Origin of the sequence: Pseudomonas sp. D3-27, assembly GCF_051132165.1 — a bacterium.
GTDB lineage: Bacteria > Pseudomonadota > Gammaproteobacteria > Pseudomonadales > Pseudomonadaceae > Aquipseudomonas.
This window is the reverse complement of the sequence record NZ_CP071667.1, coordinates 3,634,898-3,648,869: the sequence shown is the minus strand read 5'-3', so window position 1 is coordinate 3,648,869 and position 13,972 is coordinate 3,634,898. Positions and strand designations below refer to the sequence as shown.

General features: G+C 53.5%; 14 protein-coding genes and 2 pseudogenes. 7 read left to right on the top strand and 9 right to left on the bottom strand.

Annotated elements, in window-relative coordinates; translation table 11 throughout:
* Nucleotides 1–318: 318 nt before the first annotated feature.
* On the top strand, nt 319–594 hold the full coding sequence (locus J3P92_RS16455; protein ID WP_434606752.1) for a CHAD domain-containing protein: 276 nt from the start codon (nt 319–321) through the stop codon (nt 592–594).
* 13 nt (nt 595–607) lie between these two features.
* Nucleotides 608–1,042 (top strand): CHAD domain-containing protein, encoded by a 435-nt coding sequence (locus tag J3P92_RS16450; protein ID WP_434606750.1) that lies wholly within the window; start codon nt 608–610, stop codon nt 1,040–1,042.
* 324 nt (nt 1,043–1,366) lie between these two features.
* Here J3P92_RS16450 and J3P92_RS16445 read toward each other — a convergent pair whose 3' ends face one another.
* The 4 genes and pseudogenes from J3P92_RS16445 to J3P92_RS16430 form a co-directional block, all read right to left on the bottom strand.
* Nucleotides 1,367–2,071, bottom strand: coding sequence for a methyl-accepting chemotaxis protein (locus tag J3P92_RS16445; RefSeq protein ID WP_434628579.1), 705 nt, complete (start codon nt 2,069–2,071; stop codon nt 1,367–1,369).
* Nucleotides 2,072–2,299: 228 nt separating this feature from the next.
* Nucleotides 2,300–2,410 (bottom strand): annotated as a pseudogene (locus tag J3P92_RS16440) (hypothetical protein); the annotation flags it as partial.
* A gap of 1,067 nt (nt 2,411–3,477) precedes the next feature.
* Complete coding sequence (locus J3P92_RS16435; RefSeq protein WP_434606748.1) at nt 3,478–4,644, bottom strand: ATP-binding protein; 1,167 nt, start codon at nt 4,642–4,644, stop codon at nt 3,478–3,480.
* Nucleotides 4,634–5,449 (bottom strand): alpha/beta fold hydrolase, encoded by an 816-nt coding sequence (locus J3P92_RS16430; protein WP_420765751.1) that lies wholly within the window; start codon nt 5,447–5,449, stop codon nt 4,634–4,636. The genes J3P92_RS16435 and J3P92_RS16430 overlap by 11 nt, the downstream gene beginning before the upstream one ends.
* Nucleotides 5,450–6,341: 892 nt before the next feature.
* On the opposite strand from J3P92_RS16430, the gene J3P92_RS16425 reads away from it, so the two are divergent.
* Together J3P92_RS16425 and J3P92_RS16420 are read left to right on the top strand one after the other, a co-directional pair.
* A complete protein-coding gene (locus J3P92_RS16425) occupies nt 6,342–6,671 on the top strand; it encodes a hypothetical protein (protein ID WP_420765752.1) in 330 nt (109 codons plus the stop codon).
* Complete coding sequence (locus tag J3P92_RS16420; RefSeq protein ID WP_434606746.1) at nt 6,668–7,072, top strand: response regulator; 405 nt, start codon at nt 6,668–6,670, stop codon at nt 7,070–7,072. The genes J3P92_RS16425 and J3P92_RS16420 overlap by 4 nt, the downstream gene beginning before the upstream one ends.
* 437 nt (nt 7,073–7,509) lie before the next feature.
* On the opposite strand, the gene J3P92_RS16415 is transcribed toward J3P92_RS16420, so the two are convergent.
* The gene (locus J3P92_RS16415) at nt 7,510–7,719 is read right to left on the bottom strand and encodes a hypothetical protein (protein WP_434606744.1); all 210 of its coding nucleotides are present in this window, start codon (nt 7,717–7,719) and stop codon (nt 7,510–7,512) included.
* Nucleotides 7,720–8,084: 365 nt separating this feature from the next.
* Between J3P92_RS16415 and J3P92_RS16410 the strand changes: the two genes are divergently transcribed.
* On the top strand, nt 8,085–8,729 hold the full coding sequence (locus J3P92_RS16410; RefSeq protein ID WP_434648305.1) for a hypothetical protein: 645 nt from the start codon (nt 8,085–8,087) through the stop codon (nt 8,727–8,729).
* 182 nt (nt 8,730–8,911) lie between these two features.
* Here the strand turns inward: J3P92_RS16410 and J3P92_RS16405 are convergent, their stop codons facing one another.
* The 3 genes from J3P92_RS16405 to J3P92_RS16395 all read right to left on the bottom strand — a co-directional run bounded on the left by J3P92_RS16405 (nt 8,912) and on the right by J3P92_RS16395 (nt 10,843).
* Complete coding sequence (locus J3P92_RS16405) at nt 8,912–9,469, bottom strand: nuclear transport factor 2 family protein (protein WP_434648302.1); 558 nt, start codon at nt 9,467–9,469, stop codon at nt 8,912–8,914.
* Nucleotides 9,470–9,610: 141 nt separating this feature from the next.
* A complete protein-coding gene (locus J3P92_RS16400; protein ID WP_434559751.1) occupies nt 9,611–10,252 on the bottom strand; it encodes a hydrolase in 642 nt (213 codons plus the stop codon).
* 180 nt (nt 10,253–10,432) lie between these two features.
* Nucleotides 10,433–10,843 (bottom strand): hypothetical protein, encoded by a 411-nt coding sequence (locus J3P92_RS16395; RefSeq protein ID WP_434648299.1) that lies wholly within the window; start codon nt 10,841–10,843, stop codon nt 10,433–10,435.
* A gap of 256 nt (nt 10,844–11,099) precedes the next feature.
* Between J3P92_RS16395 and J3P92_RS16390 the strand changes: the two genes are divergently transcribed.
* On the top strand, nt 11,100–12,011 hold the full coding sequence (locus tag J3P92_RS16390) for a LysR family transcriptional regulator (RefSeq protein ID WP_434648296.1): 912 nt from the start codon (nt 11,100–11,102) through the stop codon (nt 12,009–12,011).
* Between the two features lie 342 nt (nt 12,012–12,353).
* On the top strand, nt 12,354–13,157 hold the full coding sequence (locus J3P92_RS16385; protein ID WP_434648294.1) for a hypothetical protein: 804 nt from the start codon (nt 12,354–12,356) through the stop codon (nt 13,155–13,157).
* Between the two features lie 321 nt (nt 13,158–13,478).
* On the opposite strand, the pseudogene J3P92_RS16380 reads toward J3P92_RS16385, so the two are convergent.
* Nucleotides 13,479–13,604, bottom strand: a pseudogene (locus J3P92_RS16380) (IS3 family transposase); the annotation flags it as partial.
* Nucleotides 13,605–13,972: the final 368 nt, after the last annotated feature.

The following is a 13,972-nucleotide window of genomic DNA, read 5'->3' as shown; positions in this document are numbered from 1 at the left end:
CCTACCGGTCGGTAGGAGTGTGACATTCTAGGTATTGTCTAGGCGCGGGTCAACTTTGTTGATGAGCTTCAGACGTAAGTGGCAGGCGACTGGCATACGGCGGGCAGACTGGGCGTGCCGCTAGAGAAATTCCCTGGCGCAGAGCTACGCAAAGCCAAACTGAGCAAATTTATTCTCTATTCTGAACGACCGCACCTGGCCGTGAGCGACCGCTTACGAACGTCCGCTTTTGGTCGACTGCTGCCTCTTGAGGGGCAGGAAACGACCCAAAGAAGCTATTCCCACATCACCTTGTGATTGGTGGCTTTCCCCTGGTGGATGCGCGTAATTTCTTCGGAGTTCAGTCAGAAATTGACGGTCCACACTTCTGCTATGGTCGTGACCATACCGTTTCAAAGAGATGACCGAATGTCATTCGTAGACAGGTTTGTCGCTGAAATATTGTCTCTACAGATTGCGCTGTACTACTCGCGTGCTCGATTGGAAGCAGGGACTGATAGCGAGGCGTTGCACGACCTTAGGATAGCCGTGAGGCGAATCCGAAGCTTGCTCCGGCCGATGCGCTCTCTGAGCGAAGTCGCGGCGACTGAATAATGCTGCAGCGGACGTGGGGAGGCTTACCACACCCGCTCGCGATCTTGAGGTAATGATTGAAGAATTGGAGGAAAGAAGCTTTCTTGATCAGGCTCAGCTCAGAAAAGCACGCTTGGCAACAGGCTACTCCAATATATTGGGGAGCCCAGCCCTCAAGAATCTATATACTCAATTGGATGAATGGCCTTTCGCCTTCCGCTCAGTTGAAGTTAAAGGCGGCTTAAAACACCTACAGCCCCAAATTGAAAAATCGCTTAAAAAGCAGATTGACCGTTTGCATGCTGCGCTGGACGACCCTGGACTTGATCGCCGCGAGTTGCGCATTCTGGTAAAGAGGACTCGCTATCTCACAGAAGCGTTTCCCAAACTGTCACCGCTCTCGCGTAAAGCGGCGAGTTCTCTGAAGGCCCTGCAGTTGGCTTTGGGTGCCTGGCATGACCATTTTTAATGGTACCAGAAAGTCTTGACGGAATCTGACCTGCGGCCACTTGAAAAGGTTTGGCAGCACTACGCAGTTACAGCGCTTGAAAAAGCGGAGACCCAATTATTGGACCTGGCGCAGTTGCTGCCACAATTACCTGGCAAAAAAACTGCCCCAAGTGGCACCCAAAAAAAGCATACGTTTAGTAGATTAAGTATCACCGCCGGAAGGCTACACAGATGCTGAGAATCTTTGGTCAGAGCATCTGCCCCGTATAAGGCTCTGACTAAATACGGGGCTCGGTCTTCCAACATGGCAGCTCTGAAGCCGATCTAATCACTAACGGTCCGGCTAAGCACTCAGACGTGCCGTCACTTCATTCAACTGCCCTGATAACTCGTGAAGGTTCCGGCTTGCCGCTTCGGTGCGCTGCATGTTGTTCAGGTTGGTACTGGCAATCGTGGTGATTTCAGTGAGGTTGCGCGAGATGTCTTCCGCCACCGAGGTTTGCTCTTCGGCAGCGGTGGCAATTTGGCGGTTCATGTCGCGAATGGCTTCAACAGCATGGGTGATGCGCTCCAGCATCGCTCCGGCCTCATTCACTTGCGCGACACTTTCTTCACTGCGCGACTGGCCACTTTCAATGGCCTGAGCCGCGTCCACCGCGCCGGTTTGCACCGTTTGGATGATTTGGTTGATTTCGATGATCGACGCCGCCGTACGCTGGGCTAGGTTTCGCACTTCGTCGGCCACGACCGCAAAACCGCGTCCGGCTTCACCGGCACGGGCCGCTTCGATCGCCGCGTTAAGCGCCAGCAAATTAGTCTGCTCGGCGATGCCGCGAATCACTTCCAGCACCTTGCCTATGCGGCCACTATCGGTTTCCAGGCGACGGATGACCGTGGCTGTGTTGGCGATCTCGCCACGCATTTGGGTGATGGTGTGAATGGTGCCCCGCATGACTTTTTCGCCCTGCTGCGCGGATTGGTCGGCATCATTGGCGGCGCGTGCGGCATCGGCTGCGTGACGAGCCACTTCCTGGGCGGTGGCGGACATTTCGTTCATCGCCGTAGCCACCTGATCGGTACGGTTGAACTGCTCGTTAGTGCCGCTGGCCATGAGACCGGCGATGGCGTTTAACTCGCCACTTGCGCCGTCCAGATCCTTGGCGCTGCGCTGCAAGCGGTTGAAGGTTTCGGCGAGAAAGTCGCGCAAAGTGTTGGCGGCTATGGCTAGTTTGCCCAACTCGTCTTCACGGCTGCTGGCCACGCGTTCGGCAAATTTCCCTTGGCTCAGTTGCGCCACGTAGTCGATCAGCTTGCGGATGGGGTCAACCAAGTTGTGGTTGATCAGCCAAAGGCTCAACAGGCCGATCAACAGACCCGAGGCGAGCATCACGATAATCCCGAGCATCACCGTGCGATTTGCAGCGGCGCTGATCAGTGTAGATTGCTCGGTGCCCTGCTTGCGCAGTTCGCCAACAAGTTCGCTCATCTGATCGCTGGTGGTACGGTCAACGCCTTTGACGGCGGCGTCGCCTGCAGCGGGGTCTGCACCCGCGGCGATATAGGCATCGCGACCTTTCTGGTAAGCGCTGCCCAACTGACGGTGTTCGTCACGCAGGCGTTCGATGCGGGTCTTGAGTTGGCCATCCAGTCCTTTCTGGTTAGCCAGTTCACCAAGAATCCCCTGTACGTCGCGCTGACGGTCTTCGAATTGCTTCCAATATTTATCCAGGTCTGCCGGCTGCTTGCCCCGTAGTAATACGTTTTTCCATTCCTGAACCTGCACCTTGAATTGCAGGTTGGCCTCGTCGATCAATTGCGAAGTGTGTAGCGGACCTTCGATCAAGTTGGCGTAGTTTTGCACGCCGTTGGACAGGAAATGAAAGCATGCTAAAGCAATCAGCAACATCGCCAACAGGCTGCCGCTCAGCAGCGCGAGGATTTGAGTTCTCAGGGATTTTTGCAGCATCGGATGATACTCATGACAGGAATGAAGTACGCCTGGTTAGGCGTAAAAGACGTCCAAACATCCCTGTCTGCGGTTCCGGTTCGTGGCCGGAGCCGCGCAAACTAACATCTGCGTCATCGGCGTGCCAGAGCGGTTCTTGAGGGGAGTCTGACCGCTGGTGCCTTGTAAATTCTCGGTTATCGTCCTCCCTATGATTTCCGTTGGTTTGGAGATCAGATGAATGACAGCTTTTGGCCGGGAGCTGCCTGTCGCCTCCGCGATCAATGAGCGACTCTGTAGGGGCAGGGCTGCGTCCTTGAACTTAACGATACAATCCCTTCCAACCAGACAAGTCTGTTCCTGTATTACTTTCGGGAAAGCAGCCAATGCCATGGCACCATTGTCCTATCGTCCTTGAACGTGGACAGCTAAGCTGCAGTACAGCAGGACAGCGCGGAGATAAACCGAGCGGGGCTAGGAGGCGCGGTCAAGTTGCGGGAGGGTGCAGCTTAATTGAGCGGAAAGGCGACAGTGAATGAAGTGCCGTCCTTCTCATCGGAGCTGATCGATACCCGGCCGCCATGTGCCTTGGCGATTTCCCGGACTATAAACAACCCAAGACCGACGCTGCGTACGCCATCTTCGGGGTCCGCGCCTCGGATCATCGGCTCGAATAATCGGGTCATCAGTGATGGCGCAATTGGAACACCATAGTTTTTGACCGATACATGGGCAGTGTCATCATCCACAGTTGAAGTAATCGTGATCGGCCGCTCCAGGTCACCATAGGTCACGCTGTTCCCAATAAGGTTACCGAGGAGTTGGTGTACTCGGTCCGCGTCAAGCTGCGCAGAGCCTGTCCCATTTGCGTGGTGAACAAGTTTGGCGTTGGGAAACGCAACGCGCAGTTCCTCGACACATCGGCGGATAAGATCATGAAAATCCACGGCACGAGGAGAGACGATGATTCCTTGTCCGACCCGGGCCAGGGCCAAATCCAACAGGTCCGCGATTAAGCGTTCTGCACGGTTAGCTGACTGCGTTATGTAGCCGAGTATCTTGATTTTCTTAGGGAGGCTCTCGCCGCGTGCGAGCGCGTCTGTGCCCATTTTGATTGCTGTCAGTGGATTTTTCAGGTCGTGGCTTACTATTGCGACCATTTGCTCGGCAAATGATGCACGTTGCTGGGCTTTCTCGAAAGCCCTGCTCAGTTCCGCTTGAGCCAGACGGAGCTCCGTTTCGGCAGCCGTTTTCTGCTGCAGTAGCTCTTCGGCGAGCTTCCGGGCTTTAATTAACTCCCTTTCGTACTTGTCTCGATCATATAATGTGAAGAGCGCAAGTTCGTGCTCTACACCGTTGGTCCCGTCGCGCCTGATCCCGTTCACGAGCATCGTGACTTTGCTCCGATCACGATGCAGCAGGTCGAGTTTCACCTCGGCGACAGAGCCTTGCAACTTCATCAGTGGCGCCCAGTGCGTCTGATGAAAGATGCGCCCGCCCATTGTGAGCAGATCTTGAAAGCGCTTGTTCCGAAGCTCTTGTGCGCTGAAACCGATACAGTGCCTGAACGTAAGGTTGGAGCGCAGTATGGCCCCGTCCTCTGTCGTCACTACCAGCCCGCATGGCGCCTCTTCATAGAGTCTTAGCGGGTCGAGCAGTGGAGGCTTACCGTGCATTTAACCCTTTCCAAGGCTGTACAAAGCTACCCATGGCATCAGCGCAGGCGCCCGGCGCGCTCATGTGAGGGCAATGACCCACATTATCCACTAGGACGAGCGTGCTGTTGGGCATGCTGTCGCGTAAATAATCGCCGACGACAACGGGAGCGATCAGGTCGTCGGTAGACTGAAGGATCAGGGTCGGCGTAGCCAAGCCAGCAACGTCTCCTCTGTTGTCCGACATGAAGGTCACTCTTGCGAAGTGCTTGGCGATCTCAGGGTCGGTACGGCAGAAGCTATTAGTTAGCTCAGCGCCCAACTCGGGCTGCCCAGGCGCACCCATGATGACCGGTGCCATATTGCTAGACCAGCCGAGGTAGTTGTCATCTAGAGTGTCGAGGAGTGATTGGATGTCTTCGAGCGTGAACCCACCCACATAATTGTCGGAGTCGATATAGCATGGAGATGGGCCCACCATGATATGAGCAGCGATGCGACCGGGTACTTGCCGGTCAGCTAAGACGTCAATCATCGCGCTTACTGAATGGCCTACCAGAATCACTGGCCCGATGGCGAACTGGTCAATGATTTCGTTAAGGTCTAAGGCGTATCCGTCCAGCGAGTTGTACTTTGTCCGGTCATACGCGCTGATGTCTGACCGGCCGGCGCCGACGAGGTCGTACACGACGATCCTGAAATGGTCCACGAAATGGCCTATGAGATAACGCCACATGGTTTGGTCGCAGCCGAAACCATGGGAAAAAATCAGCGTGGCTGGACCTTCGCCCATCACGTTCAGGTTGTTGCGATGTTTAAGATCCATGTGCATTTCCAGACAAGGTAATGACCAAGTCCCTCGGAGTGTATATAGGCAGGCTCGATAGGTCATTTATTAAGTTCATCGAGCACTCGTCCGCGAAGGGCTATTGATATAGACGCTGGCCTTTGTGGTACGGGTTTGGCCACGGGGTCGGGTGTAGATTATCGCGGCGGCTGTACGTACCCCAGCGACCTGGGTAATTTTCTACCGCACCGATAGCTTGTTCCTCCAACACGATCAAAGGCGCTGGCAGATAACCTGTTTGGGCGGTTGTACCAGCAGGACGCTCGCACCGTAGCCCGATAGCGTCAGATTCGCTCGCGGGAGTGGCCCAGACCAAGGATGTTTAGCTTGTAGGGGCGCCCCGGAAACCAGCGTATGAAACCGATACCAGGAATGAATAGTCAACACGACTCACTCCTATTGTTTCCCTGCGACCAGTCTCCTACTAAAATCTAGAATGAGACCAGCAGCTCGCAGGCTGGGGATCCGGAGCACACCATGTGTGACTAGGCGTCAACGTTGATAACTTGCTTGAAGAGCTGATGTCATGCGCTTTCGGTTTCCAAGAGTTTCCCGAAGCGCTCAGGAGTACGACATGCTAATCTTGATGAGCACACGCTCGATACGTTTACTCGCGCCGTCTATTCGTGCGACAGCGACGGCTGGATCCTCAGATACATCACGGAGGTGCCTCGGCTGTGGCGCAGTGTGCTCGGACTCAGGCGTAATGGAGATCGTGACCGCGGCTCGTATAGCTGCTCTTGCCGGAAGGGGCGCCGCTCCCGGCTGACGAAGACCCGGTGGCAACGGTGCTCTAAACTGCGTTGAATCTAGGCATGTTGGCAGTAAATTTATAGGTCCAGACGACACGCGGCTGGTGGCTATGGTTAATATGCGCGCATTCGAAGATAGGCATGGCAAAATACAAGAAGTGATCGATTATTTGCAGGACGCCTCCGCGCTTCATGCCGTGACGGAGGAGCTGGTGTGTAAAGACACCGATTCGAAAGATTCCTTCAACAACGGTACGGTATGCCTGCACGGCGTCAGCTGTGACGGTGTAATTCTGGGTGAAGTTTTTGAATTAACGCGGCATGGATTGGGGTTGCGTTTGATGACGCGCTGTATAGAGCGTCGTCAGGACAAAAGGATTGAGCTCCCGTTTCTTGCTGCAGGGATGGTTAGCCGCATCTCATTCCCTATCGGAGCGAACTACCTGTGAACGCTTTAAATGGAATCAGGGTGCTCGTTGTCGAGGACGAGGGCGCAGTCGCCATGTTGATCGAGGATATGTTGGAGGACTTCGGATGCGTGGTCGTTGCGTCCGTTGCCCAACTCGGGAAGGCGTGCGACGTCGCTCGCTCGATTGAGGTGGATTTGGCGATGCTGGATGTAAACCTGGCCGGCCAGTTAGTCTTCCCTGTCGCCGAGATTTTACGCGACCGCGAAATTCCCTTCCTCTTTAGTTCGGGATACGGTCGCGCCGCACTCCAGGGCGAGTTTGCCTTGCGGCCCGTATTGCAAAAGCCGTTTTCGCAAGAAGAACTGAAGGAAAGAATTGCTGTTGCGCTGGCATTGACACAGGGAAAATCTATGAGAGCTAGTTGCGCTGAGCCTCGATAGTCCAATACTTCTGCTTTTCCTCAATGCTGCCTGTTTCATGAAGCTGGCCGCAGAGCAAACGCTTGACAAAAAAACCAGCTCTGGCGCATATCTTCGTTGAATCAATGCTGTTCCTCAGCTGCTTATGGCTGAAAGCGTATTGCCTTGAGCCAGGAATTCTGCTCATAGGTCTGAAGGCGTGCAGGCGATATCTGGTAGCCGCTAGCGAGCGCAATGTGACAGAGGACAATCTTCGTGCGGAACGGCCTCGATTGGCCGATTGTGTTGAAAAAGTCGCCTATGGTTTGCGCATCAGGAAAGTACGCTTCCGAGATTGATTTTTTATTTTTGGCAGATGCTCCAGGACTCGGATTTCACGCAGCAGCGAAAAAAGGCTTTTTTCCCCTAAGCAGCAGTTTGGGCAGACCGACTATTCCAACAAAATCGGCCGAAAGCGATCATTCAGGCGTCATTAGAACCGCGAGCGCCATTTTGATGAACTCCTCGTTCATTTCGATCGTGTCCAGAGCTCCCCGTACGTTGTCGGCAACTTCAACTGAGCCGCGCGCCTCCACCCAGTTGGACAGTTCAAGAATGGCTGCCTCCAGGGCAAGCTGATTTTCATTTATTTTGTGTAGCAGCGAAGGGATTAGGTCGTGATTTGGCATCGGCAGCTCCTGGCTCATGGGTCAGTTTAGCAGCGCGTGGGAATGGGGGCCAGTTGGACCATGGGAGGAAAATACTGTAGGAATATACAACGCTAACTTATTGATTTTAAAGGGGTCTATAGCCGTTTTTGGCTGTGCATTAGACAAAGGTTTTTCTTTTTAAATCAATAGGTTGGTATGGAAGTACGGTCACCTTGACATGGTGGGGGTCGTTGGTTCGAGTCCAATCGCGCCTACCAAACAAAATCCGCTCTGCTGGGCGGTCTAGAAGGGCTCACCGAAAGGTGGGCCCTTTTTCGTTGTCTGTTGCGGCTGGGTTTGTTTTCTTTCCAATCAGCGAACTTCGAATACATAGGGATATGGTCATGCGAGTTGTCACTCTCGTAATGCTTTTTGGTGTTGGACTTGCGGGTTGTTCTGGAATTCCTTCAGTTCCATACGAAGAGCCTGCTCAATCCGAGGCAATTGCGCGTATTCGTGTCATCACCAACTCCGATGTGTACGGCGATAGCATCGTTGGCAGTTGTGCTCCTGCTACCCGGCACAAGATGGCTCAAGCCGGACGTTTCGGGCGTGACGGGACGGCGAACATCAACTATCCGCAGTACCCTCTTAATTCGGCAAGCATTGGCATGCCGAAACGAGTTTCGCCTACTCTTGCCCAGTACATCCCTGCCATTCGGATGGGCGAAGGGGCATACAAAGAGGTCGTAGCCGAGTATCGCGTCAGGACTGACCTTCCATTTCAACTTGCGACCCTGGGCGCGACCATAGGTGGCAATGGCAGCACTTACTGGTCCTGCGGTGGCCAGGCACTCGTTTATAAGCTGGAGCCAGGGAAGGATTACGAGGCTTTGGTTGGGGTGGGCACCAGGTCAAACAAAGATGGCGAGCAAGCGCTTCTCTGCGTGTTAGCGGTTCTCGAAGTTACCACTTTGCCTGGAACCTCAATTGTGATTCCCCGAAAGTTGGAGCCTGCAGCGCCTCCGCAGGTGGTTTGCAAAAACTGACGAGCTCAGCCGGCTGCCGAATCCCCCTAGGAAAAAAGACGAAAAAGGGGACAGATTTACTTTCGCTGCGCTGTGAGTTCCGTCAAATGGATTCGCTTGGTTGGATCAGGAGCCGGCTAGAAGGTGAACTCGGCCCATGTCCCTCTTTTCCCACCAAATGGTTTTCGCGTGCTCGCGGATGATTAATCTGCCTTCACCGTAAAAGGGGCTGAATCCGCTGATATCTTTACCATCCACGAACCCGACTGTCTGAACGAACTCGCCGATGCATAGGTATCTTCCATAAACTGGAAATAAATCATCTTGCCGTCACGTACCTTGGCATGGATGGAAAACGGTGATGTGAATACGTGTCCCACTGCCACGGATCGGTAGGTGAACTTGCCGAAAACTGCAACATCCTCACCGGATGCCATTTTAGTGCTGATGGTGAAGTCTTCAATCTTCCAATAATCCGATACCTGCATGAATAAGGAACTAAAGGCTTTCGGGCCCTTGTTAGTTCCGGTCCAGGGCATGATTTTTTTTAATTCTGGATTGTCGAAGTTGAGAGAAACGTAAGTTGCGTCCGGAGCTGCCAGCTTCGCTGCAGCGGCTTCAACCTTATCGGGCGCGGTATTGGCCAGAAATTCCATGACTACCGATAGCGCAGCAGCAGCCTTCGCTTCGCTAGTGGACGGTGCCGCCACAGCGTTAGCAGTCGAAGCGTCAGGTGACAAATTGGTCTCAGACATGGTCATGTGCGTTCTCCGTTTTTAACTATTGTTTGCAGTACGTTGGGGGGACGGGGCGATGGAGGACTGGCTCTTGGATTTCCTCGACACAGGGTAGCGGCGGCTGCTCGAGCCGCCGCTACTGTCCACCCGAAGGTGAGGCCGGTCTTAGTTGGCGCCTTTTGCGACGGGTTTCTCCGGGTTGAACCCGTCATAACTTTGGAAAACTTCCATGAAGCCCGGGACGGTTTCCTTACGAGCCCAATCGCGCTGGAACTCGCAGTACAACTGGACGCGGCTGGTCATCTTGCCGCCGGCTTGCTCAATACGACGGAGCCCAGCCTCGTGGGCCGCCACCGAGGTACCGCCCACTGCGTCCACGGGGACATATACTTCGTAGCCTTCCAGAAGCGCATCAAGCGCAGGGAACGCCAAGCACACCTCTGTCCACAGCGCGGTCACGATAAGTTTGCGACGTCCGAGCGCTTTAACAGCCTGTTTGAATTCGACATCTTCCCAAGCATTCACGGTGGTGCGGTCGTAGATCGGAAGGTGACCGAGGACGTCCTGCAATTGCTCAATCGGTGGTTTGTTGAGGCCGGACGAGACATTCACCGTCGTATGAACGACTGGAACGCCATAACTCACCGCCGCTTTTGCAAGGCTGGTGATGTTAAAGACCAGTTCCTCGCGCGGCATCGAGCGGATGGAGGAGACCTGAATCGGCTGATAATCAATGATCAGAAGTGCTGAGTTCTGAGGCGTGATGAGATGGTCGGTATGTGGATTACGCATCGTTTCGCTTGTCATGGATAGCTATCCTTGTTGGGTGAAATGGAAGATCAGCTCATGCCTGTTTTCTTTAGGCGAAGCCGGTCCAAACTCGACATACATATGTCGAATGCCTTGGAGTGCTTTAGCTTTTTTAAGGGGCGGGTCGTGGTTTGGATCCGTGCGGCTCAGGGTGTAGCGATCAGGTAAAGCGAGGCTTTATGCGGGGCGCATCGGGCGGTATAGCCCCAGGCTCGACAGTGCGAGCCCCAGAACCCAGAACAGTGGGCCCGACAGGCCGGGCCACATCGAAACATAGCCGGGAAAGAGCATGTAAAAGATGAAACCGAGATCGACCACGCTGATGACCAAGAGGTTGATCCACCACCCGCGAACGTCGTTACGCCAGTTCAAGACGATTGCGACGATGAGCGCGATAATTGAAAGCCAGAAGAGATTCCAGGCGTCCTGCAGCACGCGCCCCCGAGGCATGCCTTCAGCCATGGATTGGCCGAGCTGATAGATGGACCAAGCGGCATTGACGTGTAGCAGAGCCCAGATGATGTACGCCAAAGCGCCCGCTTGGGCGAGTCGAGAAGTGGTGTTCGCGGCGACGTTCGGATGTGGCATGAGAGTCCTAGGAATATGGCGCTAGCAGTGGACGCAACGGTCTGACCGAGGGCAAACAACGAAGCCCCCTGAATCGTGAATTGCCCGACGTGCCTTGCGACGGCAGAAATCGAACTGCGGCAAAAGTACGCCAGTTCCAGTTCTCGAAAAACTACCAATCCAAGGATTGACTGTTCTCGTTTGGAGCACAATCGGGAAGTATTCAATAAACGGGCTATTAGTTGATTCCTGATGCTGCGGCCCGCACAATCCGCCAATGGCTGACCGATTCGAAGATATGCGGGCGTTTGTTGCTGTCGTCTCAGCCGGCGGGTTTGCTGCGGGCGCGGAACGCCTCGGCATCGTCAAGTCGGCGGTGAGTCGCCGAGTTCGGGACCTCGAGGACAGGCTTGGGGCGCGGCTATTTGACCGGACGACGCGCCGTGTCCAGCTCACGGAAGCGGGCCGTGATTTTCATGATCGCGCCGTCGAGTTGCTTGCGGGGCTTGAAGAGGCAGAGGAAGCCGCTTCGAGCGCAAGCAAGGCGTTGAGGGGGCGTATCCGTATCGCCGCTCCGGTCTCATTCACAGCGCACTGCCTGGCACCGGCAATAGGCCAGTTTCTGAACCGCCATCCCGCAGTCTCGGTCTCCATCGACACCGATGATCGAACGGTCGATCTGATACGCAACGGCTTCGATCTCGCGATCCGCATCGCGCGGCTTCCAGACTCATCTCTCGTGGCTCGGCGGCTCGTTACCATCCGGCACGTGTGCGTCGCCAGTCCGGCACTTCTAGAGCGCCTCGGGATACCGCAAAGTCCCGTTGAATTGTCGCGCTTTCCGGGCGTGACTTATTCTAATGTCGAGGACGCTCACTATTGGAAATTCACCGGCAACGTCGTGCCATCAGTGACCAGCCGGCTCGACTTCGCCAACGGCGATGCCATTCGCGAAGCGGCCATCGCAGGGCTTGGCGTAGCGGTACTTCCAACCTTCATCGCCCATGACGCGGTACGGCGCGGAGCGCTTTCTATTGTGCTCGCGCAATATATGCGACCACCAATCGCAATGTATGCGGTGCATCCGTCAATGCGTAATCAAACCGCGCGAGCGCGGGCATTCATCGACTTTCTTGTCGATACGTTTGGCGGTGAGCCATTCTGGGATCGGGATCTGCTTGACAGTTAGGTTTGGAGAAAAGGGGACACAGAAAAAGGCAGAAAGGGGACGACAGAAAAGACTACAGATTTATTTTAGCTTCGCTGCATTACGAGTCGCTATTAATCGATTAGCTTGGATCAACGGCTGCACGGCTAGAAAATAAATCCGACCCCTTTTGTCCGAAGCAAATAACTCAAGTTATAACGAGATTTAATTTTGACGAAAAATGCTTATAGAAATGAGAAGGCGGCCTGCAGGGAAATATGCTTTGCTTAGTCCTGTAGTGCATCGGATAAAGGCGATTGACTATCGTTTTTTATAAAGCTTCCGCGCGTTAGTATTTAAAAAATTATAATCGAGGTTTTAGTCATGCTCTCTTATGTCAGAATTTTTTTGATAAAAATATTAATAGCTGCCAGTTTCTTTTCCGTGAGCAGTGTTCATTCGGCCGACATTAAAAAAGAAAAAAATTGTTACGACGAACTGGCAGGACTTGACGAATGGCCGCTCAAATCCGGACTAAGCATTAGAAAGGATGCCCTTGGAAAGTTGCATGCTATTTTAGGTCGAGATAAAGGTAAGTGTTACTTGCAATATTTAGAAGGAGCAATCGTATGGGATGGAGAGAAAGCATATCCAGATGGCCTCAAGGTGAGTATAAGGCCAGAAAAACCTAGTTATTTTACCGTGCAACTTGCGCTTGGAGATGATAGGGGGTGCAGCGACTTGGCGACTTGCTTGAAGAAGTCAGCCCAAAGCGAGCCGCAAGCGTATAGAAACAGTGTAATTGTAAATCTTAACAATTATCCAGGATTTAGTATTCATTTAAATCAGCCCCCTCCTAGCGCATCGAATCGCGACGCTTTGCATATCCTTGAGTATGAGGAAAAGACAACGAGTGGCACAGCGCAAAGAATATTTGAATGCCACGGTTTAAGGTCAAAAAGCGTCAGTCGACCCAGCGAGACAAAAATTGATCAGATGAGCGAAATGAATTCTTCCGAACTAAGCACCATTGATTTTTCAAATAATAGAAGTTATTGCGTACTAGAATTTCCCTCTTTCCGTTTCCGTGCTGGGGGAGGGCGGCTGACATTGAATATTTATCAGTTAAACGAAGCTGCACAAGCAATGCCACACATAGAAAACTATCTTTCTAACGCAATAAAATAGGGGTGCATATGAGTTGCATATTTTCTGAGGCTGAGAAGAATAGGATTTTAGAGGCTGTGTCAGTGAGTTTAGGGCTGCTTTTTCAAGCAGGGAGAGCTTTACCCTATACAGCCGTTTAGGGGAAAAAGGGGACAGATTTACTTTCGCTGCGCTGTGAGTTTCCATCAAATGGATTCGCTTGGTTGGATCAGGAGCCGGCTAGAAGATAAACTCGGCCCATGTCCCGCTTTTCCCACCAAATGGTTTTCGCGTGCTCGCGGATGATTAATCTGCCTTCACCGTAGAAGGGGCTGAATCGGCTGATGATTGCGGTCAAATCTAGTTGTACCTACGCATCAGAAAATGTCTGATATCGCGCTGGGCTTCTTGAGCCGTTCTGTAACCCGTGGTCGGTATCCATTCCGTTTTCAAGCCGCGGAACACGCGCTCCATTGGCGCGTTGTCCCATAAACACCTCAATCATCCACTCGTCGCAGACATAGCACTTCCTGTCCAAGCAAGCCCTCTCAACTGTATGCGCAGAACTGCGCTGCAGACAGGAGAGAGATTATGGTGATTGACAATAACGGTCCGGAAGCGCCATACCCAGGGCCAAGTGAGGAAGCACCTGATACAGGCAAAGGACATGGATCTGGTCTTGATCAGGCTGAGTCTGAGCCAAAGCAGGGCACTGGCGAGAGGCCAGAGGATTGGAATCCGCCGCCTGGGAACCCCGGATCCGACCAGGATGCCCAGACGAATCGTGGCAACGGCGGTGCGAAGTAAGCTAAAGCGGATGCTGATGATTCCATGGAACCCGGCCACGGAGCCGGGTT